This window comes from Acinetobacter lwoffii (genome assembly GCF_024129685.1).
Lineage (GTDB): Bacteria > Pseudomonadota > Gammaproteobacteria > Pseudomonadales > Moraxellaceae > Acinetobacter > Acinetobacter lwoffii_X.
Genome location: NZ_JAMXXL010000012.1, coordinates 1 through 25327, shown reverse-complemented (window position 1 = coordinate 25327; position 25327 = coordinate 1). Strand labels below are relative to the sequence as shown.

Sequence of the window (25327 nt, the reverse complement as noted above, 5' to 3'; positions counted from 1 at the left end):
GTTTAAGCTTCCGGCTCGGGGTGAATATGAGGACGCGAATCATGCTGACAGGGTGTGGCAGAATCGCCATGTGCGCAATGATCATGATGATGCTGATAGAATACCCGGTTAGTACCAAAAATCGCCTGATATTCGGGATGTTGCTGCACGCTTTCCGGCAGCCCACTACAGCAGATATGCTTGTTCAAGCAGACCACACGAGTCGTACCTTGCATCACCCATTGCAGGTCATGTGAAACCATCAGTACGGCACACCCATATTTTTCCGGTAAGTTACGCACATATTCATACAGTTCAGCTTCGGACTGGATGTCTAGACCCTGCATCGGTTCATCGAGAACTAAAATGTCCGGCTGGCGTAATAAGGCGCGGGCCAGTAGCACCCGCTGACGTTCACCGCCAGACAACTGCTGAACTTTAGAATCTTGCAGTTTACTAATGCCGGTATCGCGAATAATTTCGGTTTTAATCTGGGACGGGCATTTTTCTAGTGCCAATAAATCTTTCACTCGTAGCGGCAAGCTATGGGATGGATTGAATTTTTGTGGCACATAAGAAAATTTCAGCTTGCGCGCAGTTTTGATTTCACCCGATTGTGGTTTCAGTATGCCCAGCATGACTTTAATCAAGGTCGATTTACCAGCACCATTGGGACCAATCAGCGTGACAATTTCTTTCTCTTGTAACGAGAAATCAATCGCTTTTAAGATATCGCGCTCATCGATTTTAACCCAGATCTTGGAGAGCTGAATCAGGGGAGAGGCACTTAAGCTTTGTTGCGGCACTGCTGACAAATTCCTGAAATTTCGATAATGCTGTGATGTGCCGTGAAGTCGTCCGAGCTGGCCAGTGCATCAAGCTGATCGAGCAGGCCCTGAGCCGACGCTTCTTTCACGGCTTTACATTCGGTACAGATTAAAAAAGCCGCCTGATGCCCTTCGCGCGGATGGCAACAGGGGATATAGGCATTGATCGAGGTCAGGCGATGAATCAGCCCTTTGCTTAATAAAAAATCCAGAGTGCGATACACCGTTGGTGGTGCTGCAGGACGATCACTGGCATTTTTCATTTGTGCCAGCAGATCATAGGCGCCCATCGGGCCATGCGCATTCAGAATGAGTTCCAGCACTTCTTTACGTAAAGGTGTAAGGCGTGCGCCGCTTGCTGCACAAAGACTTTCCGCTTCAGCAAGACGTTGTGCGACATTGGGATGGTCGTGCACGCCGTGCAATGCGTTGTGGTGTTCGTGCGAACAGGAACCCATAGTTCACCTCAAGTGCGAAACTGAAAATTAATAGATTTCAAATCTTAACATGAAGCGTTCTGAGTTTCGATTGGGCATAGGTATTTTTGTATTTTTGTTATATTATAACACTTCCTGATTTTATCGTTTTTAAGTGATTTCTACTCATGTTACGTCTCCTTGCAATCAGTTTGCTGGCATTGTTCAGCACACTCAGTTGGTCACAAAGTCTGGTGGTGTCTACGCAGCCGATCTATCTGATTGCCAAGAAAATTACCCAGGGCGTGGAACAGCCGACTTTATTACTGGCCAACCAAAGTGGACATGATGTGAGTCTGACTCCGGCGCATCGAAAAACTATTCAGGATGCAGGTCTGGTGATCTGGCTGGGTCAGGCGCATGAAGCACCCTTGGCCAAAGTGCTGAATGAAAGTAATAAAGGTATCGCACTTTTAGACTCCGGGATTTTGACCACCTTGCCGATGCGTAATCCGCGTGGCGAGGCCTTAAAAAATACGGTAGACACGCATGTCTGGCTCGATCCGAATAATGCAGTGCGGATCGGTTTCTTTATTGCGGCGTTACGTTCGCAACAATTGCCGGAGCATCGTGAACGCTACTGGAAAAATGCCCGTGACTTTGCACAAAACATGTTTGCGACGGCTCAGCGTTATAGTTCAAGCAACAAAGCCAAACCTTATTGGTCTTATCACGATGCCTACCAGTATCTGGAACGCCCACTCAATTTGAAATTCATGGGGGCATTGACGGATGATCCGCATGTCTCGCCAACCGTGGCACAAATCAAGTTTTTACAGGATCATCGTCCACAGCGCAAAATGTGCCTGCTGGCCGAAGGTCATGCCAGTGAGAACCAGTACCGCAAACTCAATCCGGTACTGTTCCAGCATGTCGATGAAAGCATGAGCAGGGCAGGGGACTTTGTGCAGGCTTGGCAGCAATTGGCCGCCGAAACCCAGAAATGTGTACTAAATGCACGCTAATGATTTAAAAAATAGACAGATTTTGATTAGTTTAACAGCAGTGACCCGATTTAAAAAAACACGACTAAGGTCGGGAAAAGATTGCATGTTCAGGGGTGTAACTCTATAATGCCTGCGATTAAAAATAATCACCTGTTAAACTTGTCAAGCATGATTGCTGTGAGTGAATAAATAATGAGCCGAACTAGTCGCTTGATTGACCGACGATTAGCGAAAGCTTTGGTCCTCCTGCAAGCCTGTATGATCCCTGTTTCAGCCTTGATCGGCTGGGTCGTGAAAGACTCAACCGCAGCCTTGAGTGCAGCATTAGGTGCACTGGTATGTTGGCTCGCGACTTGTTATTTTTCGTGGCAATCGTTTCGAGCAGCAGGAGCCCGCGCGTCTAAACAAGTTCTTTCGAACATGTATAAAGGCTTGATGGGAAAGTTTGCCATTGTGATTGTTGGTTTCATTTTAATTTTAAGCAATGTTAAACCGTTGTCAGCGGTGGCGTTGTTTTGTGGTTTTATACTTGTTCAAGCCATGTCGTGGGTCGCTCCGTTTTGGGCGTCACGTCTACAAAAATGAGTATAAGCACAACAAGAAATTGAAAAGTTTTTCAGGAGCAGGCGAGATATCAAGCAGCACGCGATATTCGTTTGTTCTATTAGTTTTTTGACATTGACCAGGTGTGATTTATGGCTGCTGAAGAACATGCCCTTACTTCGACCGAGTATATCAAGCATCACTTGACCAACATGACCTATGGCAAAATGCCGGACGGTACGTGGAAATTGGCCGAGAGCGGTGCTGAAGCTCAACAGATGGGGTTCACTGCTATTCACTTGGATTCAATGGGTTGGTCTATCGGACTGGGTCTGATTTTCTGTTTGTTGTTCTGGTTGGTTGCGAAAGCGGCTAATGCTGGTGTTCCTACCAAGTTCCAGTCTGCAATTGAAATGATTATCGAGTTTGTAGATTCAAGTGTACGTGATACCTTCCACGGGAAGTCTCGATTAATTGCACCCTTAGCATTAACCATTTTCGTGTGGATTTTCCTCATGAACTTGATGGATTTGATCCCTGTTGACTTTATTCCTTATGTAGCTCAACACGCGATTGCTTCTATGCTGGGTGTAGACCCTCATCAGGTTTACTTTAAAATTGTTCCGACTACAGATCCAAACATTACCCTCGGTATGTCTATTTCTGTATTCTTCTTAATTATTTTCTATAGTATTCGTGAGAAAGGTGTTGGCGGCTTCGTTGGTGAGTTAGCACTGAACCCATTTAACCCAAGTAATCCAGTTGCTAAAGTGCTTTTAATTCCATTCAACTTATTGTTGGAATTGACTACTTTCTTGGCGCGACCAGTTTCATTGGCTCTACGACTGTTCGGTAACATGTATGCGGGTGAGTTAATCTTCATTCTTATCGCGTTATTACCGTTCTGGATCCAGTGGGCGTTGTCTGTGCCTTGGGCGATTTTCCACATTTTGATTATTACGCTACAAGCATTCATTTTCATGATGTTGACTATCGTGTACATGAGTATGGCAAGCGAAAAGCATTAATGGTATTGCCTAACTGTCAACGGATGGTTGGGCACACAATTTTTTAACTTAATTTGGTATAAAACCTAACCTCTGAGGAATTATCATGGAACTCACTTTAGGTCTAGTTGCAATTGCATCTGCTATCTTGATCGCTTTCGGTGCTTTAGGTACTGCGATTGGTTTTGGTCTTCTAGGCGGCCGTTTCCTTGAAGCTGTAGCTCGTCAACCAGAATTGGCTCCACAACTTCAAACTCGTATGTTCTTAATCGCGGGTCTTCTTGATGCTGTGCCTATGATCGGTGTTGGTATTGGCTTGTTCTTCATCTTCGCTAATCCATTTGTAGGTTAATCAGCTTAATTCCGAAATTCACTATTTGAGGAATTTGCAATGAATATCAACCTCACATTGTTTGGCCAAGCGATTGCGTTTGCGATTTTTGTCGCATTCTGCATGAAGTTTGTATGGCCACCACTAATCAATGCGATTAGTGAACGTCAGCGTAAAATCGCTGATGGCTTAAATGCTGCTGAAAAAGCGAAGGCTGACCTTGCAGATGCGCAAGCACAAGTGAAAGCTGAGTTAGACGCGGCAAAAGCACAAGCGGCTCAATTGATCGAACAAGCGAACCGTCGTGGTGCACAATTGATCGAAGAAGCGCGTACCCAAGCTGCGGCTGAAGGTGAGCGTATTCGTCAACAGGCTAAAGAAGCTGTTGATACTGAAATCAATGCTGCTCGCGAAGAATTGCGTCAACAAGTGGCTGCTCTTGCAGTAACTGGTGCTGAGAAAATTCTTAGCCAGCAAGTTGATGCAGAAGCTCACAATGCCATGCTGACTCAGCTGGCTGCTAAACTTTAAGAGAGGCGGATTATGGCTGAACTCTTGACGTTGGCACGCCCATACGCTAAAGCAGCATTTGCTTACGCTTCTGAGCAAAGTGCAACTGACTCTTGGTCAACAGCACTTGAATTGCTCAGTGCTGCGGTGCAAGACGAAGCATTTTCAGCTTATCTAAATCGCCCTGAGCTTACACCTGCTGAGCAGGTGGCTCTTTTTGCGAAAGTTTTAGGTGAAGACCAAACTGCAGCAGTGTCTAACTTCCTGACATTGCTTGCAGAGAATAACCGTTTGGTTCTTCTTCCTGAGATTGCAGCAGAATATGAGCAGCTTAAATCACAGAATAACAATACTGTGGATGTAGTGATTGAATCTGCATTCCCATTAACTTCAGTACAAGAACAATTACTTGCGCATGCATTAGAGAAGAAATTCGAAGCGGCGGTAAATGTTTCTGTAGAAGTTAACCCGGCGCTGATTGCTGGTGTAGTTATTCGTGCAGGCGACCAAGTGATAGATGATTCTGCGCTTAACAAGCTTGAAAAAATGCGTACTCGTCTTCTTGCTTAATTGCATTTAGAAGACTGAACTTTAAAAAGATTGAGGTATAGCGCAATGCAACAACTGAATCCATCCGAGATCAGTGCGCTCATTAAACAGCGTATCGGCGATCTGGACACCAGCGCAACCGCTAAGAACGAAGGAACCATTGTTATGGTTTCCGACGGTATTGTGCGTATTCACGGCTTAGCTGACGCTATGTACGGTGAAATGATCGAATTCGACGGCGGCCTTTACGGTATGGCACTGAACCTAGAACAGGATTCAGTGGGCGTCGTTGTTTTAGGTAACTACTTAAGCCTTCAAGAAGGTCAAAAAGCGCGTTGCACAGGTCGTGTATTAGAAGTTCCGGTTGGTCCAGAACTTTTAGGCCGTGTAGTAGATGCTTTGGGTAACCCGATTGATGGTAAAGGCCCTATTGATGCAAAATTAACTGATGCTGTTGAAAAAGTAGCACCAGGCGTAATTTGGCGTCAATCAGTGGATCAACCTGTACAAACTGGTTATAAATCAGTAGATACAATGATCCCTGTAGGCCGTGGTCAACGTGAGTTGATCATTGGTGACCGTCAAACTGGTAAAACAGCAATGGCGATCGACGCGATCATCGCTCAGAAAAACTCTGGCATTAAATGTGTATATGTAGCAATCGGTCAAAAACAATCGACTATCGCTAACGTGGTACGCAAGCTAGAAGAAACTGGCGCTATGGCGTATACAACTGTTGTAGCAGCAGCTGCAGCTGATCCAGCAGCAATGCTGTATCTAGCTCCGTACTCTGGCTGTACAATGGGCGAATACTTCCGTGACCGCGGTGAAGATGCGTTAATCATTTATGATGACTTGTCTAAGCAAGCTGTTGCTTACCGTCAAATTTCATTGCTTTTACGCCGTCCACCAGGTCGTGAAGCGTATCCAGGTGACGTATTCTATCTACACTCGCGTCTACTTGAACGTGCTTCTCGTGTATCTGCTGACTACGTTGAGAAATTCACTAACGGTGAAGTGAAAGGCCAAACTGGTTCATTAACTGCATTGCCGATTATTGAAACTCAAGCGGGTGACGTATCTGCATTCGTACCAACCAACGTAATTTCGATTACTGATGGTCAGATCTTCCTTGAAACATCATTATTCAACGCGGGTATTCGTCCTGCTGTGAACGCGGGTATCTCTGTATCTCGTGTTGGTGGTTCAGCGCAAACTAAGATCATCAAGAAATTGTCTGGTGGTATCCGTACTGCTTTGGCGCAATACCGTGAATTGGCAGCATTTGCTCAGTTCGCTTCTGATCTTGACGAAGCAACTCGTAAGCAACTTGAACATGGTCAACGTGTAACTGAGTTAATGAAGCAAAAACAATATGCTCCATACTCAATTGCTGACCAAGCTGTTTCAATTTATGCATCTAACGAAGGCTACATGGCTGACGTAGACGTTAAGAAAATCGTAGACTTTGATGCTGCGTTGATTTCTTACTTCCGTTCAGAACATGCTGCGTTAATGCAACAAATCGATGCCTCTGGTGATTACAACAAAGACATCGAAGCTGCAATCAAAGCAGGTATTGAAAGCTTTAAAGCGACTCAAACTTACTAATTTCAACCTTTGTTGAATTTAGTGTCGGTTTGGTTCACGGAATCAACCTTCGGAAGCTCGCAAGGGCTTTCGAATACTAGGTTAAGCGTATGGCAAATTTAAAAGAAATTCGCGCCAAAGTAGCTAGTATCAAGAGCACGCAGAAGATTACTCGAGCGATGCAAATGGTAGCAGCTTCTAAGATGCGTCGTGCGCAAGAGCGCATGGCTCAAGGCCGTCCGTATGCCGAAAATATGCACCGTGTAATTGCTCATTTGGTCCAAGCGAATCCTGAATACAAACACCGTTATATGGTTGAACGCCCGGTTAAGCGCGTTGGCTATATTATTGTGTCTTCAGATCGTGGCCTTGCTGGTGGTTTGAACATTAACCTGTTCAAGAAAGTGGTTAAACACGTTCAACAGCAACAAGAGCAGTCAATTGAAGTTCAATTTGCTTTAATTGGTCAAAAAGCGGTTTCGTTTTTTAAAAACTACGGCGGTAAAGTGCTTGGTGCGACGACGCAAGTCGGCGATGCCCCAAGTCTTGAGCAGTTATCTGGTTCTGTACAGGTGATGTTGGACGCTTATGATAAAGGCGAGTTAGATCGTATTTATCTAGTGTCAAACGGCTTTGTCAATGCCATGACTCAAAATCAAAAAATCGAACAACTTGTTCCTTTGGCTGCTGCTGAAGAAGACAAGAATCTGAACCGTCAATACGGTTGGGATTACATCTACGAGCCTGAAGCTGAAGAGCTTTTAAATGGCTTGTTGGTTCGCTATATCGAGTCTGTGGTGTATCAAGGTGTGATTGAAAACATCGCATGTGAGCAGTCTGCACGTATGGTCGCTATGAAAGCAGCGACAGACAACGCAGGCGAGATCATTAAGAGCCTGCAACTTATTTATAACAAGCTGCGTCAAGCCGCGATTACTCAGGAAATTTCTGAGATCGTTGGTGGTGCCGCTGCCGTTTAACATTATTTTGAATTGAGGAGACAGCAATGAATAGCGGTCGTATCATTCAGATCATCGGCGCGGTTATCGACGTCGAGTTTGAACGCAACAGCGTTCCTAAGATCTATGACGCTCTCCAAGTAGATGGTACTGAAACTACTTTAGAAGTTCAGCAACAGCTTGGTGATGGCGTAGTTCGTACTATTGCAATGGGTTCTACTGAAGGCCTTAAGCGTGGTTTGAACGTAACTAACACTAACGCGCCGATTTCTGTACCAGTAGGTACAGCGACTCTAGGCCGTATCATGGACGTTCTTGGTCGCCCGATCGACGAAGCTGGTCCTGTTGCGACTGAAGCGCGTTTACCAATTCACCGTCAAGCGCCTTCTTATGCAGAACAAGCGGCTTCTACTGATCTTTTAGAAACTGGTATTAAAGTCATTGACTTACTTTGCCCGTTCGCGAAAGGTGGTAAAGTTGGTCTGTTCGGTGGTGCCGGTGTTGGTAAAACTGTAAACATGATGGAGTTGATCAACAACATCGCGAAAGCTCACTCAGGTTTATCTGTGTTTGCTGGTGTTGGTGAGCGTACTCGTGAAGGTAATGACTTCTATCACGAAATGAAAGATTCTAACGTTCTAGACAAAGTAGCAATGGTCTACGGTCAGATGAACGAGCCACCAGGTAACCGTTTACGTGTAGCGTTGACTGGTTTGACTATGGCTGAATATTTCCGTGACGAGAAAGACGAAAACGGTAAAGGCCGTGACGTACTATTGTTCGTAGATAACATCTATCGTTATACACTAGCGGGTACTGAAGTATCAGCACTTCTAGGTCGTATGCCATCTGCAGTAGGTTACCAGCCTACACTTGCAGAAGAGATGGGTGTTCTTCAAGAACGTATTACATCGACTAAGTCTGGTTCTATTACGTCAATCCAAGCGGTATACGTACCTGCCGATGACTTAACAGATCCATCGCCTGCTACAACGTTTGCTCACTTGGACGCAACTGTTGTATTGAGCCGTGACATCGCATCTTCTGGTATTTACCCAGCGATCGATCCACTAGACTCAACTTCACGCCAGTTAGATCCGTTAGTTGTTGGTCAAGAGCATTATGAAATTGCACGTTCTGTACAGAACGTATTGCAACGTTATAAAGAGCTTAAAGACATCATCGCGATTCTTGGTATGGACGAGCTTGCTGAAGAAGATAAACTGGTTGTTTACCGTGCGCGTAAAATCCAGCGTTTCTTCTCTCAACCGTTCCACGTAGCTGAAGTATTTACTGGTGCTCCTGGTAAATTAGTATCTCTTAAAGAAACGATTCGTGGCTTTAAAGGTCTTCTAGCTGGTGAATACGATCATATCCCAGAACAAGCGTTCTACATGGTTGGTGGTATTGACGAAGTTATTGCTAAAGCCGAGAAACTTTAATTAGCTACTCTAATTTAGGAGATTCTCATGGCGACTATGCAATGTGATGTTGTAAGTGTTCAGGAGTCTTTGTACTCAGGCACTATAACTATGCTAATTGCAAAAGGTGCTGGCGGTGAGTTGGGTATTATGCCTGGCCATGCTCCGTTGGTAACTTTGCTCCAACCTGGCGCGATCCGCGTTATTTTGGAAAACGGTACAGAAGAGTTGATCTATGTATCTGGTGGTGTTCTAGAAGTTCAACCGCATGTTGTTACGGTTCTTGCAGATACTGCAGTCCGTGCAGAAAACTTGGATGAAGCTGCAATTATTGAAGCGCGTAAACACGCTGAACAATTGCTAGCAAATCAAAAGGGCGATTTGGACGCTGCTGCTGCTTTGGCTGCTCTTGCAGAAACTGCTGCTCAGCTGGAAACGATCCGCAAAATCAAAAACCGCGCTCAATAAGAGACGGTTTGAGATTGAAAAAACCACCCGAAAGGGTGGTTTTTTTATGCCCAATTTTCTTGGAAATTTGCACCTTCCGAATTTGGTTTTATTGTTGGCTTTTTAATATTTATGGTCAATGGGATAGGAAAGTCATTCCCAATAATCACAGCCTCACCTGGTTGTAGGCTTGGTAGGAAGTCAGAAGCAGCTTTATCAATTTCACCACAGGCTCTTTCTACAATTTCACGATCTCTATCGTTTGTAAGGCGATGAACGATCAATGTACCAAGCTGACTTAAAACACCTTCAGTAATATCTCTTGGTCTTTGAGTAGCAAGACAGATATTTAACCCAAACTTACGACCTTCTTTAGCAATAAGCTCAAAAGCATCGAGTTTGGCTAAAGTATCTTCATTACCAATTGTTTTACCAATGAAGTTATGTGCTTCATCAAGAAAAATAACAACTGGTTTTTTTTGAAAAACTCTTTGGCGAGACTCATTTAGTAAGGCACGTCCAATACAATTTGCAATGATTTCACGTGCTTTATATTCAAAAGGAATCCCGCTTAGATCGATACGTAAGAGTTTGTGACTTGGATCTGTAGATGATGAGAATCCTTTGATTTTTTCTATTAAAGAAATATTTTTAGGAGTTGGATGGAAAAGTGTATTAAATGGCGGTGAATTAATAATTGTTGTAATTCTGCTTATTAAAGAAAGGCAATTAGCAAAAGATTGTCCATCATGATTCCCCCATCTTGTAATATCTTTGATTGGTTTTTTTTCGATCCAATTGGTTGCATCTGGAAAAATACATTCTTGTTCAATTTGAAAAGATAGGTGGCTTAAATTGAAACTTAAAGTTGGATCATCAAGATTATAGCTTTTATATAAACTATTAAAATCACCTTTAGGTTGATCAGTCTTTAAAATATATTCAGATGCATATAAATCATTTCTTATTCTTGCTAACTTTAAACTTTTTAGCGCTTCTCGAAATTTAGGTCCTTGAACTTTTCCTGAAGGTTCAAATAGTGCAAGAAAGTCAGTTTCTAAGAAGCATTCAGGAGGTAGATAGCATTCTGTAGTTTTACTGGCAGGGTTGATAGAGTTTCCGAGATGTAAGTGAAATACGCCTTCTTGATCAAAATCTTTATATTCACCAGTTGCATCCAAAAGAATTATTCTTGGATGATATCTAAGGCATTCTTCTAAAATTTTAGCAGTTGTATAGCTTTTCCCTCCACCTGTAGATCCTAATATACCAAGATGACGACCAAATAACTTTTCAGGTGTAACTGTAATTTTACAGTCTCTATCTAGGTCTATGGATCCAATTTCTAGTTCAATTTCTGGGGTTATATGGTTCATCCTGCGAGGAATTTCTGCTATGAAGTCATGTGGTGCTGAATAGATTAAGTCATTGATGCTTGGGTAGTAATCAATACCTGCTGTAACTTTCAGATTATCCATTTGGATAGAACCAAGAAGTTGAATTCTTCCAACAATATCTAAATTTGAAAGTTCTAAATCGGCTTTCTTTATTTCGACAATGCGGCCAAGAATTAAATTAATCTGACTTTCAATAATGACGAATTCACCAACTTCACCTTTACCATACCTACGACCTTCAAAATAAGCAGGTTCATGCTGTAGGTTAATGAATTCGAATTGTAATGAGTTTGCTGAAATTGCATTAACTTTACCGAACAGAAGTTCAGAACGTACAATTCCTGTATTTTCTAATTCACCCATTAGCTACCCCCATGAATAACTTGATAAAGACTTTCTGCAGGGCTCAGAGCTTTGAGGTCTGGAATGTTAATTGCAAAATTTTCGAAATCAGCTTCAATAAATAAAATATCTAAGCCTTTATCAGCAAGTGCTTTAAATTTTTTCCAGTATGGTGAAAAATCATCTGGATTTTTAAACTTTCGTTCTACAGAGCGATCTACGATGATTAATTTTAAGTGTGGATTAGATTGTAATGCAGCATATATCGGTTCAGATAAGTGATCGTCATTAAAACCAAAACCTGTTGTTATTAAACAAGTGTTTGGTTCACGTATACCTTGAAGGAATTTAGCTATCAGCTCTAGGTGAGGTTGAATGTATGACTGTTGATATTTGCCTTTTGCAGGAAAAATCATGCATACATTTTTAGCATCATTAGATTCTTTTTGCTCAATAACAAAACTACCATCAGTTTCCGTTCTTTTAAACCAATTAACAGAGCCGTGTAATTTATACATATGAAATACACCATCCAAATATTTTGGTGTGGTTGACGTATTAATAGAATCTCTTTTAATAATGTCATAATCAAAAAATTGAGGACTATAAATTCTAGGCGTAGAGAAAGTGAATCCATCAATTATTGTAATTCCAAGTTTTCCTGCAGCTTCTTCAAAGCAAGTATCATAATTTGTGGTAAAAAGTTTAATCCTATTATCTTTACTTTTTCGTCTAGCAAGTTTTTTTATAAACTCCATATGTGCAAATAAATCAGATAGAGGTTTATCAAATTTACATTTATCTAAGATAATTTCTTTTGATTTTATTAAGAAAGCCTCTAATTCAGGACATTCTTTAATCTGTTGATATGCTTCACAGTATGAGAGAAATTCTTCAATATTCTTCTTAGTAGGACTAGTAAGATCATAGTCAATTTGCGCAATGATTTTGTCTGCGTCAGTCTTCCTAGATGGATCTTCAATACAAAATGTCCATAAGTCAGGCATACTTGGGCCTTTTACTTTACCGAGCGAAGTTCCACTACCAGCTAGTACCATAATATTGGGCATTTGAAGTGCTGTTTTAAGCTTGATTTTGAGATCATTTAAGTCATTAGTCTGTTGCTCAGTCTCGTCATCTCTATGAGGGATAAACTTCTCATTAGGTGTGCTTCTATAAAATCTGATGCCCATTAATATATTCTTGTAAAGTAATTGTTTTTATTATAATTTTATTATATTAAAAAAATAGTCATATTCTAGATTTAATTAAAAATTTTCTATTCTCTACAATCTTTACCTTAAATATGTCATCAAAATTTTTATCCAAACTTGATAGCTCTTAACTTTTTATAAGTTGCTCAAATTTCATTTTGTACCACTCAATATAACTTTTACCTGCTCTCAGTAATGTTTTGAACCAATCTGTAAGCAGACAGACGCCATAAAAAAATCAATGATAAGTTAAATAATTCGAACAGATACTCGCTTGTTATAACTTGATGCAATTGGGTTTTGAACAGGCAAAACTTATAATTGAAAAAGGGAAAATCATGGCTTATCAATCTATTAATCCATTTACCAATCAAAAATTGAAAGACTACCCATCCCATAGCGATCAAGATATTCAAAATGCCCTCGATACTGCAGAACAAATCCTAAAGTCAGACTGGTCACAACAGGTCGATACCCGTATTGAAGTACTGCGAAAATTAGCCAGCAGTATGCGAGAGCAAAAGTCTGAACTGGCTAAGCTCATGACGCTGGATATGGGGAAACTGATCAAGCAGGGTGAAGGTGAAATCGAAACCTGTGCCAAAATCGCAGAATACTATGCTGATCATGCCAAAGAATTTTTAGCACCCGTGTCCTATGAAACGGAACTGGGAGAAGCCTGGGTTGAGCATCATCCACTGGGTATTATCATGGCGGTAGAACCGTGGAATTTCCCATTTTATCAACTGATGCGAGTGTTTGCACCGAACTGTGCCATTGGTAATCCGGTTCTGGCAAAACATGCCGGCATTGTGCCGCAATGTGCAGAAGCCTTTGAGCAATTGGTCTTGGATGCAGGCGCACCCAAAGGTGTCTGGACCAATCTGTTTATCAGCTCCGATCAGGTTAAAGATGTGATTGCAGACAAGCGTGTACGCGGGGTGGCACTAACCGGTTCTGAAGGCGCAGGCAGTGCAGTGGCTGAGCAGGCCGGGAAACATCTTAAAAAATCCACACTGGAATTGGGCGGGAATGATGTATTTATCGTACTCGATGATGCCGATCTGGAACGTGCTATTAAGTTGGGCTGTCAGGCACGGGTGAATAATGCCGGCCAAGTCTGTACGGCAGCAAAACGCTTTATCCTGCATGAAAAAATCGCTGAACAATTCAAGGCTGGGATGCTCAAAGCCTTTGAACAGTTAAAGCTGGGCGATCCGCTCGATCCGGAAACTACCTTAGGGCCGCTGTCTTCCGCTGACGCTTTGGAAAAGCTGACCGAACAGGTCGATAAGGCGGTAGAACATGGTGCGAAAGTGGTCACTGGTGGTAAGCCGTATGAGCATGCAGGCAATTTTTATCAGCCGACGATTTTGGAAAATATCACGCGTGAAAACGATGCCTGGTATGAAGAATTCTTCGGTCCGGTTGCCCAGATTTATGTGGCCAAGGATGAGGATGAAATCGTTTCGATTGCCAATGATTCCAATTATGGTCTGGGTGGCGTAATTCATTCAGAAGATATCGAGCGGGCGAAAAAGCTGGCTTCACGTGTCGAAACGGGCATGATCTGGATCAACTGGTTTACTGATACCACGCCTGAGTTACCATTTGGTGGAATCAAAAATTCCGGTTATGGGCATGAACTGTCGATTGATGGTTTTAGAGAGTTTGTGCAGAAGAAATTGGTCGTCGTCAAAAGCCCGAAAAAATAATATGAGCTGATCTGATGTCAAATAAGCTACTATTCAGTGGCTTATTTGTCTGGATATTCTTCACGTTTGCCACCTTCATAACTGGCAAAACGTGGATGTTCTGGTGGAAATGAGGGTTCAGCGCTTAGCCAAGGCCAGCCACCAAACTGGGTTTCGCGATAGCGGCGAAAAGCTGTATCCAGTTCTTGCGCACTATTCAAAACAAAAGGCCCATGCATGGCAACAGGTGCGCCAATCGGTTCACCTTCTAGCCATAAAATATGCGATTCCAGTAAACTGCCTTTGAGGTGAATGTCCTGATCTGGTTTCAGTTCTACCAGATGCTTGACCTGTATTTTCTGTCCTTCCAGCTCCAGACTGTTACCTTGATAGAAATAACAAAAACGTGTTGCAGTAGCAGTGCTGGCAGGAATGGTTAATTCCGCTTCCGGCTTTAAAGTGATTAAATAAATATTGAGTTGATTCTCTGGAATGGCTGCCCATGAATGTGGCGGGCGGTCCAGTGCCTGAGTCTGTTTAAATTGTCCTGAAATGACCCGGATATCCGCTTTACGTCCGGCCGTATCTGCTGAAAATACATGTGGAATCTGTTCACGCCACAACATTTTATAATCGGCCGGCTGCTTTTTCTGTTCCGGTGAGGAATTCAGCCAGATTTGAAAAAGCTCCAGAGGATTGTCCTGATCCTGATGGACTAAGGGAAACATCTCGCAATGCCGCACCCCATTGCCGGTAGTCAGCCATTGCACATCACCTGCACCATAACGTCCCGAGTTTCCCAGCGAGTCAAAATGATCGACATAACCGCGCTCGACAATGGTAATGGTTTCAAAACCTGTATGCGGATGCTCCGGAAAGCCAGGAATACTCTCGCCATAATACATGTCATATTCATGCTGCTGTGGCGGGGAAACTGGGCCTAATTTAGAATTGCCTTGCGGATAATGATCTTGATGATGAACGGTAAAAATAAAAGGATCTTTCAGATCAAGCCGGGATGTGACTGGAACCACAGAATACAGCACTGAATTCGACATGATTGAACTCCTGATGATCCGATTGGATGAAAATTCTTGATCTAAATGTAATTTTTATAATCCATAACAGTGTATAGCCTGCAAGGCGACTGAGGAAGACGTATTTCGATCAATCACCTTAAATATGATTTTGAATATTTTAAGTATTGTCCTGATCAGTATTGTTCTCTGCTTCCTGATCTGGATTCTGGATCAGCAAGCCGGCCAGTTTGACCATTTCGGATTGCACATTAACCATCTGCGATTCAATCTTTTTCAAGTTCACTTGGCTGAAATCCACCTGACCATTTAAGAGGGGAGAAGCCAGAACTTGCTGATTAGCGGTCATAATGTTGTCACGAATCTGGTCAATTTCCTGACTTTTCAAGTTCAGGTTGCCCAACACCTGATTAAAACTGCTGAGTTGCTGTTGAAGCTGGGTCGCAGTGGACTGCAGTTGCTGGGTATCCTTGGCTTCGACCGCCGTTTGCAGTTCGGTCTGGGTCTGTTTTAACTGTTCCACATAACTGCCGGCCTTGAGCTGCAAGTCGGCGACATCACGAACCATATAAAACATATTGCCCGATTTAAGTTCGGTTTGCGCTGCTGAACTCTGTTGCTGAGAGGCTAGTTCCAGATCTGAGGTCGTGGTATCTGCCTGTTCAGCCGGTGCTTCGACAGCCTGTTCACAGCCCATCAGTAAAATTCCCGAGCTAAATAATGCGAAAGGAAGGACAGCATTGGCAAGAATCTTGGACATGGAATCAGGGTCTCGATACAGGTGATGGAATTTTAATAGTATCTAATATAAGGACAAACTATGGAGATAAAAAAGATTGTTGCAAACTCATAACAATTCTTCTGGGTTGCGAATGTTTCCTTATTTAAAAACAGGAAAAAGATTATTAAAAACTGGTAAAGAAGTACTTTGTTCTCACCAAATTGGCTTGTTCGGCCTGCAATCATTTTGAAGATATGTCCGGTTAATCTCAATTTAGCTAAATAGCGGTTTTAAAAAAATAAGTATCTATCAAGAAAATAGATACTTATTTCAAGCTTGAAGCTTATGAGAATAATCGAGAATTATTTTGCAAGTTCTGCGTTCACTGCATCGACAATCCGTGGATCATCCGCAGTAATATCCGGTGCAAAACGTGCCACCACTTCACCATTTTTATTGATCAGGAATTTTTCAAAGTTCCATAGTACTTCTGGTGGCTGGTTTGGCGTTAGGCCATAATCGACCAGATCTTTCCACCAAGGGCCTTCACCGATGCGTTCCGGGATCGCTTGCGTAAGGGTGGTATATAAAGGATGCTTGTCTTCGCCCGCGACAGAGATTTTAGCAAATAGCGGGAAGTCGACTTTATAATTTACTGAACAGAATTCCTGAATCTCGGCTTCGCTACCCGGTTCCTGTTCCAAAAAGTTATTGGCAGGGAAGCCCAGAATTTCCAGACCTTCCGCTTTTTTGTCCTGATACAGTTTTTGTAAGCCTTCATATTGCGGCGTCAGGCCACATTTAGATGCGACGTTAACCACCAGCAAAACCTTACCTTGGTACTGGTTTAAAGTGGTTTCTGTTCCTTCAATGGTTTTGACTGGAATGTCATATACAGAGCGAGTCATTAGATTTCCTGTTTATTGCGACTGAACGGTATTTGTTTTAACGGGTATTCGCTTTCAGCACAAGTAGAAACAGGTGAGCTCAGTTACTTAAAGCTGCAAATTGCCTCAATATTATGTGAAAAATCTATTATGCTAGGATGCGCGAATAGGCATAGCTTAATAACAAGACCAGCGACTCATGGATGAAAGTATGACACAGCAACAAAAGGCAGTCTGGTGGGCCATGGCCTTACCACTGGCCGCAGTTTTGATTTGGTCTCTGAATATGACCGTCACCCGTTATGTGGCAGATTATATTTCTCCCATCAGTATTAGTTTCTACCGCTGGGCCTTGGCCTTGCTGATTTTAACTCCATTCATGTTGCCCAAAGTCAAAGCGGCGTGGCCGCAGATTCGTCCGCATCTCGGGCATTTTGCTGTTTTGAGTGCGCTGGGAATGGTGCTGTATCAGGGGTTGGCTTATAGTTCGGCACACTATACCACTGCAACCAATATGGGCCTGATCAATGCCTTTATTCCTATTTTTACCATTATCGTGGGTATTTTTGTTTTAAGGATTCGCCCAACACAGGCTGCAGTGCTGGGGAGTCTTCTGTCTTTTATTGGCTTGATGTATGTCATGGCACAAGGGCAGGGCCTGCAGTTTTTAACTGTCGGTGAAAGTTATATTGGCGATCTGTTGATGTTGATCGCAGTATTTTTCTATGCCTGTTATGGCGTGTTTCTGAAAAAATGGCAGATTCAGATTCCACTCTTAGTGAGCCTGTATATTCAGATTTTTATGGCCTTTCTCTATCATATTCCTTTGGTGTTATTTTTAGGTCTGGACAGCATCAATCATGCTAATGCAGCCAGTATTATCTATGCCGGAATTTTCCCTTCCATTGCCGCACCCTTGTTCTGGATGATGGCCGTGCAGCAACTTGGTCCCAATCGCAGCAGCATTTTTATGAACCTGATGCCGATCTTTACCGCAGTAGTGGCATATTTGTGGCTGGGTGAAGCCTGGACCATGTATCACAGTATTGGTGGTGGCATCATTTTACTCGGAATCCTCTGGGCTCAATATCCCGGCAGATCCGCTTAATTAGGAATTAAAAGAGCTAATTAAGAATTTTGTCTGATTAAACATTAAGCGGTTGATCAAAACTTTTTTAATTGAAATCCCCTTTTAAATGCTAATTTTCAAATGTTAAAACAAATAGAAAAATATCGTTTTATTTTAAAAAGAGAATAGAAAGAGCAAGATATTTTGAATATTGGTTAAAAATTGTTTGCTATTAATAGAAAATATGTATTATTTGATTGTTTTATTGTACTTGTCGTTGTACTCAGTTTCTTTCATAATGCGCCCATCGAGAATGATCAAGCAAGAAAATCCTTGTTTTATCAGACTCCCAGAGATTTTCTGAACCCTCTGGATGTGATTTATGCACATCCTTTTTTATGCTCAGCCATCCCTATATGGCTGAGCTTTTTTTTGTCTTAAAACTTTAGTCGGGCTTGAGTGTCCCGACTAAATCAGACAGGACTCAGTCACGAATAATTGCGCCAGTCACTGCATCAATGATCCGGCTTGGTTGCTGACTTAAACCGAGGTCACCATTCAGATAATTTAGATTCTGGTCAAAATAGCGGATCGCATCCTGCAGTGAGCGGGCAGGTTCCATACCGGCAGGGTTGGCACTGGTCGAAACGATAAAACCGCCAAAGGCCTGACACAATGCGACACAGAGCGGGTGAGTGGTCACGCGGACGGCTACTTTAGGATGATGACCTTTAATCCAGTCAGGAATGTCTTTATTTGCAGGAAGTAGCCAAGTGGTCGCGCGATCAGCAGGTCTGTCATGGTTCCAAGATTCAATCACTTTGTCACGCATTTCTTCGCTTAAATCCTGCAGCAGATGTTCTACCTGTGAAAGATGAGCTGCCAACAAAATTACACCTTTCTCAATCGGGCGCTGCTTCAATTCTAAAATTTGATGAAATGCCTGTTCATTATAGGGGTCGCAACCCAAGCCCCAAACAGCCTCTGTGGGATATGCCAAGACTTGTCCGTCTTTAAGCCATGCTGCTGCTTCGGCAACAGAGGTAGTGATCATGTGGATACCTTATATTAAACAACAAAGCGCTATTGTGAACCTTATTTAAGAATCCGACAACGTAGATACAGGCCGGCTTGCTGGGTGCAAAAACCGAGTAATTCCAGTTCCATCAGTTGACTGGTCAAGGCAGATACTTCTTGCTGCACCTGCGTTCCCAGCTGATCCAGAGTCTGTCCCACCCAGTCCAGCTGGTTATATAGACTAAGAAGATGTGGTGGGATCTGTTGTGATTCTGCTGCAGCGACTTCCAGTTTGGGAGTATTTTCCAAAGCCTGCCATTGCGTCGCCAGTGCCAGTTCTTCGATGACCTGCTGCGGGTGATCAATCAAAATTGCACCTTCACGAATCAGTTGGTGGCAGCCCTGATGATGCTCGCTGTAAATATGTCCCGGAATGGCAAACACAGTTTTACCTTGCTCAGCTGCCAGTTTAGCCGTAATCAGAGAACCACTTTTTAATGCAGCCTCTGCCACAATCACACCTAGACTTAAACCACTGACGATTCGGTTGCGCCGTGGGAAATGGTGTTGCAAAGGCAATGTATCTGGCAGAAACTCACTGATGACGGCACCGCCATGCTCAATGATTTGCTGACGTAGTGACTGATGTTGTGCTGGATAGGTTTGATCCAGTCCAGTCGCCATCACTGCTATCGTCCCTTGATGTTGTAAGGCAGCCCGATGTGCTGCTTCATCAATACCGTGTGCCAGACCGCTATTGATATAAAAACCCTGTTCACTCAGGTAAAAAGCAAAATCATAAGCCACTTGCCGGCCATGCAGACTAGGTTTGCGACTGCCCACAATTGCAATCTGTGCCTGAAGCAGGGTATCAGGTCGACCTTGACCAAAAATGATCGGTGGTTTATCTACATAAGGATGCAACTGCTGCGGGTAATGCGGATCGCTATGCAATAAAATAAAATCGCTATCCTGCTGGATCTGTTGCAGACAACGCTGAAATTTCTGTTGCGCTTCTGGGAGGTAAAACTCTTTTAAGCGCTGCACATGATTGGCATGAAGGCCGAGTGCTTGCCAGACGGGTACTTGATCCGGCTGAAGGGCATGCGCCAGTTCGGCATAATGTTGACTGATTTTATAGAAACTCGAAAGAGAATGCTGAACCAGATACCATAACGTAATTGTTTCCAGTTGCGCGCGTGATAACGGGTTCAGCATATTGAGACCTATAGGGTTGTCTTCTTATTATTAAGTTTTTTTATTTAGACAAATATTTATTCATCTAAAAGAGGTGCTTGAATTCCTGCACCAACCTTGATTGGTAATTCGCTCTCTAGCACATAGGCATAGCTTAATTGATCGAAGTTTTTGAATACCATGATTTGGCCAATACGCTCACCTGGCAATTGCACACGTTCTTTAGTTTTAGGATCAGTGACCACTTCACCTTTTTGATTCACACTAAAGACATGACCCGTCTGAACTCCATGTGCCGTACCACGGTCAATGGTGACAACACTATGACGTGCTGCTGTACCAATTGACCCCAATACACGCACAATCTGGCCACCGGCAGCAATATTTTCTGCATTGGTCGGATAGAACAGAGTCGGTAACATTGGATCGTATTCTGGTAAGACACGATCACCGCGACGTACTTCAGCATTGTAACTATCTGTCAGTTCAAGTGTGGTGACATCACCTTCGCCACGAACTGCAATACCAGATGCCACCTGTTGCAGCTCAAGTGCAGCAGTATATTTCTTGCCGTTTGCATCCGTAAATACATACGGTTCAGCTTCACGATAAACGGCATAGCGTTGACCCACTACCAGACCGTGACCACGTGCATAAACTTTCTGGCCTTTGCCAGCCAGTACGCGCTGATCTGCAGTTCCGAGAATGTAGGGTGTGCCCTGAACTGAATCAGGCGCCAGAAGGGTATAGCGCTCTAGCCACTGTTTGATATGTTCTAGTGGAATCACTGGAATGGTATTGTTTAAAGATTCAACCCGAATCTGAGGTTGCAGAGAGGTGCTGCCCAGATAGCGGCTGATAATACCGTCACAACCATCACCTTCATCTTTGCCAATAATCGGACGGCCCTGGTAATCACACATCAACAGGCGATCGCCCGGGAAAATCCAATGTGGATTTTTCACATGCTTGTTGCTGGCCCAGATTTCAGGCCAACGCACCGGGTTTTTCAAAAAGCGTTTTGAGATGTCCCAGAGGGTATCGCCTTTTTTGACCACATAAATATTGGGTGCACTGGCTTTTAATGCCGGCGGATTGACATTACGTGCAGGTGCGGCCTCGGCAGAATGAATAGTCCCCATACCGACACCGACACAAACGGCGAGTGCCAGCATCTGATTTTTAAACCCCAAGGCACTAAAAAATGGCATGCCCTTCAAAACCTTTTTCATTATCATAATTCCTAAAATTATGTGCGTAGTTGCGTTATAATAACGATCTTACACACATTTTTTGATGAAGCATTCCCTTCATTTGGTTTTTTGATCAATGGCATAATTGAGGACGCAGTATGGCCTTATTACCTATTTTAAGTTTCCCGGATCCCCGTCTTCGTACCATTGCACAACCTGTCGAAGATGTGACTGATGAAATTCGTCAGCTCGCTGCAGATATGTTTGAAACCATGTATGAAGCACCAGGTATCGGACTTGCCGCGACTCAGGTGGATCGTCATATTCAGCTGATTGTTATGGATCTGTCTGAAAATAAAGATCAACCGATGGTGTTTATTAACCCCAAAATTACACCATTGACTGAAGAAACGCAGCCCTACGAAGAAGGCTGTCTATCAGTTCCTCAAATATACGATAAAGTTGATCGTCCGTCACGCGTAAAAATTGAGGCAATTAATCTGGAAGGTCAAGCATTTGAGCTCGATGCTGACGGACTTCTCGCTGTGTGTATCCAACATGAAATGGATCACTTAAATGGCAAATTATTTGTCGATTATTTATCGCCATTAAAACGTCAACGTGCACGTGAAAAAGTGGAAAAACTGGTTCGCCAGCGTAATAAAGACAAGGTGGCAGTGAAACGCTAGGATCATTTTAAAGTTTATTTAAATGGTCTAGCAAAGCCCAATTCTGATTGGGCTTTGTTATAATCAACATAAGCATGTTTTAGGAATAGCCTGTGTTTTTACGCGCGGGGCTGCTATTTGCATTTGCAGCTGTGTTTCTACAGATTGCTGTATTTTTACAGCCTTTGTTACCGAAGCAATATCAGGTTGCTCCGGTCTGTGAAACCATCATGCGTGCGCTTTTTATCGCGACAGATGCTCATGCGCAGCATAGCGCTGGCGAGCATAGTCACCTTATCCAATCTGATCATCTTCAACATGATCATCATGATGCCAATCATCAGTGTCAGTACTGTAAGGTTCATGCCAATTTAGTCTTACCACCAGATCTAGACATCAAACAGGTTCTTGACCGGATTCATGTCCGTTTAATTGCCTATCAAAAAACCTTTAAGCATGTCTGGTTTGTCCTTCAGCAACTTTTCTTAATGCCTCAGGGGCGAGCGCCACCACTGCCTGCATAAATCTGCATTTTTCAGCTTGGGTTGGTATTGACTCAAGCCGTGCCTAATTTATGTATTTAGTGAGATAGAGAAATGGCTCAGCCTAAATTTTCTTTACAGCCACTTGCGGCTGCGATTTGTGTTGCTTGTTATTCTTCGATAGTGATGGCCAATGACGCCATGCCGGTTCAGACATTTGCCCCGATTGTGGTGACGTCAGCATCAGGTAATGATGCCAATGGGCTGATTGTCCGCGCTGATCCAAAACAGCCGATTCAACCGATTCCTGCCAGTGATGGTGCGGATTATTTGCAAAGTATTGTCGGCTTTAGTTCGGTCAATAGCGGTGCCGGCACCAATGGTGATGTCACTTTCCGTGGCATGTTTGGTTCAAGGATAAAAATCCTGACTGATGGCACCGAAAACCTGGGCGCCTGTCCAAGTCGTATGGATTCGCCGACCTCTTATATTTCTCCGGAAAGCTATGACCGTATTTCGGTGATTAGAGGCCCGCAGACGGTTCAATATGCCAATACTGGCTCTGCGGCAACGGTGATTTTCGAACGTACACCGGAACAGTTTGATCAAGATCAAAACTATCGCGGTCAGGCCAGTGTCTTGATGGGCTCTTTCGGACGTCTTGATCATAATGTCGAAGTTGCAGCAGGCGATGATCAGAAATATGTCCGACTCAATACCAATCGCTCGGTATCGAATAGTTATCAAGATGGTGATGGAACCACTGTGCCTTCAGATTGGGAGCGCTGGAATGCGGATGTCGCATTAGGTTGGACACCGGATGAGGATACCTGGGTAGAGCTGACGGGTGGTAAGGCGGATGGTGAAGCGGTTTATGCTGGCCGTGCAATGGATGGTTCCAAGTTCGCACGCGAAAGTCTGGGTTTACGTGTGGAAAAGCACAACGTCACGGATGTGATCCAAAAGATAGAAGCACAAGTGAACTACAACTTTAATGATCATGTCATGGATAATTTTACTTTGCGCGAGTTCCAGCCTGGAGGAATGATGAGTATGCCAATGGCGACCAATGTGACACGTAAAACATTGAACGCGCGTATGGCAATGACCAATGAGTGGGATAAATTGCAGCTGATTACTGGTATCGATAGTCAGAATAACGAACATACTAAACGTAATGGAAGTCTGATGACGCCGTATCAAACTCAGCCGCGTACTAAAGATATGCAATTCCAGTCTGTGGGGGCTTTTGGAGAATTGAGTTATCGGCTTAGTGATAACAATAAGCTGGTGTCTGGTGTTCGTCTTGATCAGGTCAATGTAGACGCTGTTCAATCTCAACAGGAACGCAATGAAACTTTACCGAGTGCTTTTATTCGTTTTGAAAATCATCATCCCGATCATGACGATGGCAAGACCTATATTGGCCTGGGTTATGTCGAGCGTATGCCGGATTACTGGGAATTATTCAGTCCTAAAACGGGAAATGATAACGTCAATACTTTTGCCAATATTGATATTGAAAAGACATTACAGCTAGATTTTGGTTATCAACATGAGCATGGTCATTTCAACTCATGGGCATCCGCATACGCAGGTTTGATTAATGATTATGTGTTAACGACATATAAACCTACTGGCATGATGGGAATGCTCGAAGCACATACCCGTAATGTCGATGCCATTATCGCTGGTGCAGAAGCTGGAATTGGTTACCAGTTTACTGACCGCCTGCAGGCCGATATCAGCGCCATGTATGCCTGGGGTGAAAACACCACAGATAATACGCCGTTACCACAAATCTCTCCTTTAGAAGCCCGTGTTAACTTGCGCTATGTTCAAGACAAATATAATTTTGGATTGCTATGGCGTGTAGTAGATGGTCAAAACCGGATCAGTCTTAACGAAGGTAATATTGTGGGTTATGACAACAAGCAGAGCGCAGGCTTTGGTATTTTGTCTTTAAACGGTAGCTACCATGTTATGGATAGCGTGGATGTATCAGTCGGAGTCGATAATGTTCTAGACCGGACTTATACCGAGCACTTAAATAAAATGGGTGCTTCCGGGACAGGTTTACCAGCAACCGAGCAGTTTAATAATATGGGACGTAATTACTGGGCACGTGTCAGTATGAAATTCTAATTGTTGCTTAATATTCCAAAAGCCATTGCTAAATAGCAGTGGCTTTTTTAATTTTTAGGGTTGCAATCAATTTTTTCATATTTAAATCGGGCCTATGTATATTGGAAGAAGACCCAATAAAACAAGTTTTGTGTATATAAACGCCAGATTGCTGAAGAATCAAACAAGAATAGAATGTGAATTGAACGATATAAGTCATGTAATAAAGATTTTTATAATTTAAATTAAAATAAAACAATATCTTATTGTGTTTATGGGTGGATTTTGTTGGATGTGCTCAATAAAATTCAAAAATAATGAAAATAAATTAACTATATATAACAGTGTCTTATGTTTTTATTGGTTTGAAAAATAAACACACGATAAAAAATCTTTGCAAGAAGTGTTGCAAGGGCTCTGAAATACTGTAGAATGCACATCCATCGGCGGTGATGAAGATTAAAACTTCTGATAAAACAGTGACTTAGTTAAGTTTGATTGAGTTGGGTTTTATTTGATAAGTTTAAAAATAATCTGAATTACTGGTTGACTTTCTAGAGATAGAGAGTAATATAGCCGATCTAGCTTGCTGGTGACGAATTAGCAAGAAGATCATTAAGAGATTATGAAGAACAACTTGTGTGGATTTTTACTGGTTGATTGATCGAAATTATTTTCATTGATTGATGGTAGAAATTA

Annotated in this window: 25 protein-coding genes; 15 read left to right on the top strand and 10 right to left on the bottom strand. The window is 42.9% G+C overall.

Annotation, left to right across the window (positions count from 1 at the left end; genetic code table 11):
* Positions 1–2: 2 nt before the first annotated feature.
* The gene (gene znuC / locus NI464_RS07710) at positions 3–785 is read right to left on the bottom strand and encodes a zinc ABC transporter ATP-binding protein ZnuC (RefSeq protein ID WP_005105130.1); all 783 of its coding nucleotides are present in this window, start codon (positions 783–785) and stop codon (positions 3–5) included.
* A complete protein-coding gene (locus tag NI464_RS07705) occupies positions 767–1264 on the bottom strand; it encodes a transcriptional repressor (RefSeq protein ID WP_004280980.1) in 498 nt (165 codons plus the stop codon). The genes znuC and NI464_RS07705 overlap by 19 nt, the downstream gene beginning before the upstream one ends.
* A 146-nt stretch (positions 1265–1410) precedes the next feature.
* On the opposite strand from NI464_RS07705, the gene NI464_RS07700 reads away from it, so the two are divergent.
* The 10 genes from NI464_RS07700 (at position 1411) to NI464_RS07655 (ending at position 9607) form a co-directional block, all read left to right on the top strand.
* Positions 1411–2247: a metal ABC transporter solute-binding protein, Zn/Mn family gene (locus NI464_RS07700; protein ID WP_253138103.1), complete on the top strand. Its 837-nt coding sequence runs from the start codon at positions 1411–1413 to the stop codon at positions 2245–2247.
* 174 nt (positions 2248–2421) lie between these two features.
* A complete protein-coding gene (locus NI464_RS07695) occupies positions 2422–2814 on the top strand; it encodes an ATP synthase subunit I (protein WP_004280982.1) in 393 nt (130 codons plus the stop codon).
* A gap of 110 nt (positions 2815–2924) precedes the next feature.
* Positions 2925–3800: a F0F1 ATP synthase subunit A gene (gene atpB, locus NI464_RS07690; RefSeq protein ID WP_004644859.1), complete on the top strand. Its 876-nt coding sequence runs from the start codon at positions 2925–2927 to the stop codon at positions 3798–3800.
* Between the two features lie 85 nt (positions 3801–3885).
* Positions 3886–4131, top strand: a complete 246-nt coding sequence (gene atpE / locus NI464_RS07685; RefSeq protein ID WP_000424060.1) for a F0F1 ATP synthase subunit C — start codon at positions 3886–3888, stop codon at positions 4129–4131.
* A 39-nt stretch (positions 4132–4170) separates the two neighbouring features.
* The gene (locus NI464_RS07680) at positions 4171–4641 is read left to right on the top strand and encodes a F0F1 ATP synthase subunit B (RefSeq protein WP_004280990.1); all 471 of its coding nucleotides are present in this window, start codon (positions 4171–4173) and stop codon (positions 4639–4641) included.
* A 12-nt stretch (positions 4642–4653) separates the two neighbouring features.
* On the top strand, positions 4654–5190 hold the full coding sequence (locus NI464_RS07675) for a F0F1 ATP synthase subunit delta (RefSeq protein WP_004280992.1): 537 nt from the start codon (positions 4654–4656) through the stop codon (positions 5188–5190).
* A gap of 45 nt (positions 5191–5235) precedes the next feature.
* The gene (atpA, locus tag NI464_RS07670; protein ID WP_004644861.1) at positions 5236–6780 is read left to right on the top strand and encodes a F0F1 ATP synthase subunit alpha; all 1545 of its coding nucleotides are present in this window, start codon (positions 5236–5238) and stop codon (positions 6778–6780) included.
* An 89-nt stretch (positions 6781–6869) separates the two neighbouring features.
* Positions 6870–7739 carry a F0F1 ATP synthase subunit gamma gene (gene atpG, locus NI464_RS07665; RefSeq protein WP_004644862.1) on the top strand — a complete coding sequence of 290 codons (870 nt, stop codon included), beginning with the start codon at positions 6870–6872 and terminating at the stop codon, positions 7737–7739.
* A gap of 26 nt (positions 7740–7765) precedes the next feature.
* A complete protein-coding gene (gene atpD, locus NI464_RS07660; RefSeq protein WP_004644863.1) occupies positions 7766–9160 on the top strand; it encodes a F0F1 ATP synthase subunit beta in 1395 nt (464 codons plus the stop codon).
* Between the two features lie 27 nt (positions 9161–9187).
* On the top strand, positions 9188–9607 hold the full coding sequence (locus NI464_RS07655) for a F0F1 ATP synthase subunit epsilon (protein ID WP_148334828.1): 420 nt from the start codon (positions 9188–9190) through the stop codon (positions 9605–9607).
* Between the two features lie 44 nt (positions 9608–9651).
* Here NI464_RS07655 and NI464_RS07650 read toward each other — a convergent pair whose 3' ends face one another.
* Together NI464_RS07650 and NI464_RS07645 are read right to left on the bottom strand one after the other, a co-directional pair.
* Positions 9652–11346, bottom strand: coding sequence for an ATP-binding protein (locus tag NI464_RS07650; protein WP_004732607.1), 1695 nt, complete (start codon positions 11344–11346; stop codon positions 9652–9654).
* Positions 11346–12518 (bottom strand): SIR2 family protein, encoded by a 1173-nt coding sequence (locus NI464_RS07645; protein WP_004732605.1) that lies wholly within the window; start codon positions 12516–12518, stop codon positions 11346–11348. Before NI464_RS07645 ends, NI464_RS07650 begins: the two co-directional genes overlap by 1 nt.
* A gap of 359 nt (positions 12519–12877) precedes the next feature.
* On the opposite strand from NI464_RS07645, the gene NI464_RS07640 reads away from it, so the two are divergent.
* Positions 12878–14254, top strand: a complete 1377-nt coding sequence (locus NI464_RS07640) for an NAD-dependent succinate-semialdehyde dehydrogenase (RefSeq protein WP_253138102.1) — start codon at positions 12878–12880, stop codon at positions 14252–14254.
* Between the two features lie 41 nt (positions 14255–14295).
* On the opposite strand, the gene NI464_RS07635 is transcribed toward NI464_RS07640, so the two are convergent.
* The 3 genes from NI464_RS07635 to NI464_RS07625 all read right to left on the bottom strand — a co-directional run bounded on the left by NI464_RS07635 (position 14296) and on the right by NI464_RS07625 (position 16899).
* Positions 14296–15291 carry a pirin family protein gene (locus NI464_RS07635; protein ID WP_253138101.1) on the bottom strand — a complete coding sequence of 332 codons (996 nt, stop codon included), beginning with the start codon at positions 15289–15291 and terminating at the stop codon, positions 14296–14298.
* A gap of 139 nt (positions 15292–15430) precedes the next feature.
* Positions 15431–16030 carry a hypothetical protein gene (locus tag NI464_RS07630; protein WP_253138100.1) on the bottom strand — a complete coding sequence of 200 codons (600 nt, stop codon included), beginning with the start codon at positions 16028–16030 and terminating at the stop codon, positions 15431–15433.
* 323 nt (positions 16031–16353) lie between these two features.
* Entirely contained in the window at positions 16354–16899 is a 546-nt protein-coding gene (locus NI464_RS07625) for a glutathione peroxidase (RefSeq protein ID WP_180038387.1), read from the bottom strand.
* Positions 16900–17089: 190 nt separating this feature from the next.
* Between NI464_RS07625 and NI464_RS07620 the strand changes: the two genes are divergently transcribed.
* Positions 17090–17986, top strand: a complete 897-nt coding sequence (locus NI464_RS07620; protein WP_216986403.1) for a DMT family transporter — start codon at positions 17090–17092, stop codon at positions 17984–17986.
* 445 nt (positions 17987–18431) lie between these two features.
* Here the strand turns inward: NI464_RS07620 and tsaC are convergent, their stop codons facing one another.
* Genes tsaC through NI464_RS07605 form a run of 3 tightly spaced genes read right to left on the bottom strand, consistent with a single transcriptional unit; the run spans position 18432 to position 21393 of the window.
* Positions 18432–19001, bottom strand: a complete 570-nt coding sequence (gene tsaC / locus NI464_RS07615) for an L-threonylcarbamoyladenylate synthase type 1 TsaC (protein ID WP_253138099.1) — start codon at positions 18999–19001, stop codon at positions 18432–18434.
* Positions 19002–19042: 41 nt separating this feature from the next.
* Entirely contained in the window at positions 19043–20182 is a 1140-nt protein-coding gene (gene dprA / locus NI464_RS07610) for a DNA-processing protein DprA (protein WP_253138098.1), read from the bottom strand.
* 56 nt (positions 20183–20238) lie between these two features.
* Positions 20239–21393 carry a LysM peptidoglycan-binding domain-containing protein gene (locus tag NI464_RS07605; RefSeq protein WP_253138097.1) on the bottom strand — a complete coding sequence of 385 codons (1155 nt, stop codon included), beginning with the start codon at positions 21391–21393 and terminating at the stop codon, positions 20239–20241.
* Positions 21394–21512: 119 nt separating this feature from the next.
* On the opposite strand from NI464_RS07605, the gene def reads away from it, so the two are divergent.
* The 3 genes from def to NI464_RS07590 all read left to right on the top strand — a co-directional run bounded on the left by def (position 21513) and on the right by NI464_RS07590 (position 24649).
* A complete protein-coding gene (gene def / locus NI464_RS07600; RefSeq protein ID WP_253138096.1) occupies positions 21513–22043 on the top strand; it encodes a peptide deformylase in 531 nt (176 codons plus the stop codon).
* Positions 22044–22135: 92 nt separating this feature from the next.
* Complete coding sequence (locus NI464_RS07595; protein ID WP_253138095.1) at positions 22136–22546, top strand: DUF2946 family protein; 411 nt, start codon at positions 22136–22138, stop codon at positions 22544–22546.
* Between the two features lie 72 nt (positions 22547–22618).
* Positions 22619–24649, top strand: a complete 2031-nt coding sequence (locus tag NI464_RS07590) for a TonB-dependent copper receptor (protein WP_253138094.1) — start codon at positions 22619–22621, stop codon at positions 24647–24649.
* The last annotated feature ends 678 nt before the right edge of the window (positions 24650–25327 follow it).

Coding starts and splice junctions, on each gene's coding strand:
- NI464_RS07705 (WP_004280980.1), bottom strand. CDS start 1,264: ATGGGTTCCTGTTCGCACGAACACCACAACGCATTGCACGGCGTGCAC.
- NI464_RS07700 (WP_253138103.1), top strand. CDS start 1,411: ATGTTACGTCTCCTTGCAATCAGTTTGCTGGCATTGTTCAGCACACTC.
- NI464_RS07695 (WP_004280982.1), top strand. CDS start 2,422: ATGAGCCGAACTAGTCGCTTGATTGACCGACGATTAGCGAAAGCTTTG.
- atpB (WP_004644859.1), top strand. CDS start 2,925: ATGGCTGCTGAAGAACATGCCCTTACTTCGACCGAGTATATCAAGCAT.
- atpE (WP_000424060.1), top strand. CDS start 3,886: ATGGAACTCACTTTAGGTCTAGTTGCAATTGCATCTGCTATCTTGATC.
- NI464_RS07680 (WP_004280990.1), top strand. CDS start 4,171: ATGAATATCAACCTCACATTGTTTGGCCAAGCGATTGCGTTTGCGATT.
- NI464_RS07675 (WP_004280992.1), top strand. CDS start 4,654: ATGGCTGAACTCTTGACGTTGGCACGCCCATACGCTAAAGCAGCATTT.
- atpA (WP_004644861.1), top strand. CDS start 5,236: ATGCAACAACTGAATCCATCCGAGATCAGTGCGCTCATTAAACAGCGT.
- atpG (WP_004644862.1), top strand. CDS start 6,870: ATGGCAAATTTAAAAGAAATTCGCGCCAAAGTAGCTAGTATCAAGAGC.
- atpD (WP_004644863.1), top strand. CDS start 7,766: ATGAATAGCGGTCGTATCATTCAGATCATCGGCGCGGTTATCGACGTC.
- NI464_RS07655 (WP_148334828.1), top strand. CDS start 9,188: ATGGCGACTATGCAATGTGATGTTGTAAGTGTTCAGGAGTCTTTGTAC.
- NI464_RS07650 (WP_004732607.1), bottom strand. CDS start 11,346: ATGGGTGAATTAGAAAATACAGGAATTGTACGTTCTGAACTTCTGTTC.
- NI464_RS07645 (WP_004732605.1), bottom strand. CDS start 12,518: ATGGGCATCAGATTTTATAGAAGCACACCTAATGAGAAGTTTATCCCT.
- NI464_RS07640 (WP_253138102.1), top strand. CDS start 12,878: ATGGCTTATCAATCTATTAATCCATTTACCAATCAAAAATTGAAAGAC.
- NI464_RS07635 (WP_253138101.1), bottom strand. CDS start 15,291: ATGTCGAATTCAGTGCTGTATTCTGTGGTTCCAGTCACATCCCGGCTT.
- NI464_RS07630 (WP_253138100.1), bottom strand. CDS start 16,030: ATGTCCAAGATTCTTGCCAATGCTGTCCTTCCTTTCGCATTATTTAGC.
- NI464_RS07625 (WP_180038387.1), bottom strand. CDS start 16,899: ATGACTCGCTCTGTATATGACATTCCAGTCAAAACCATTGAAGGAACA.
- NI464_RS07620 (WP_216986403.1), top strand. CDS start 17,090: ATGACACAGCAACAAAAGGCAGTCTGGTGGGCCATGGCCTTACCACTG.
- tsaC (WP_253138099.1), bottom strand. CDS start 19,001: ATGATCACTACCTCTGTTGCCGAAGCAGCAGCATGGCTTAAAGACGGA.
- dprA (WP_253138098.1), bottom strand. CDS start 20,182: ATGCTGAACCCGTTATCACGCGCGCAACTGGAAACAATTACGTTATGG.
- NI464_RS07605 (WP_253138097.1), bottom strand. CDS start 21,393: ATGAAAAAGGTTTTGAAGGGCATGCCATTTTTTAGTGCCTTGGGGTTT.
- def (WP_253138096.1), top strand. CDS start 21,513: ATGGCCTTATTACCTATTTTAAGTTTCCCGGATCCCCGTCTTCGTACC.
- NI464_RS07590 (WP_253138094.1), top strand. CDS start 22,619: ATGGCTCAGCCTAAATTTTCTTTACAGCCACTTGCGGCTGCGATTTGT.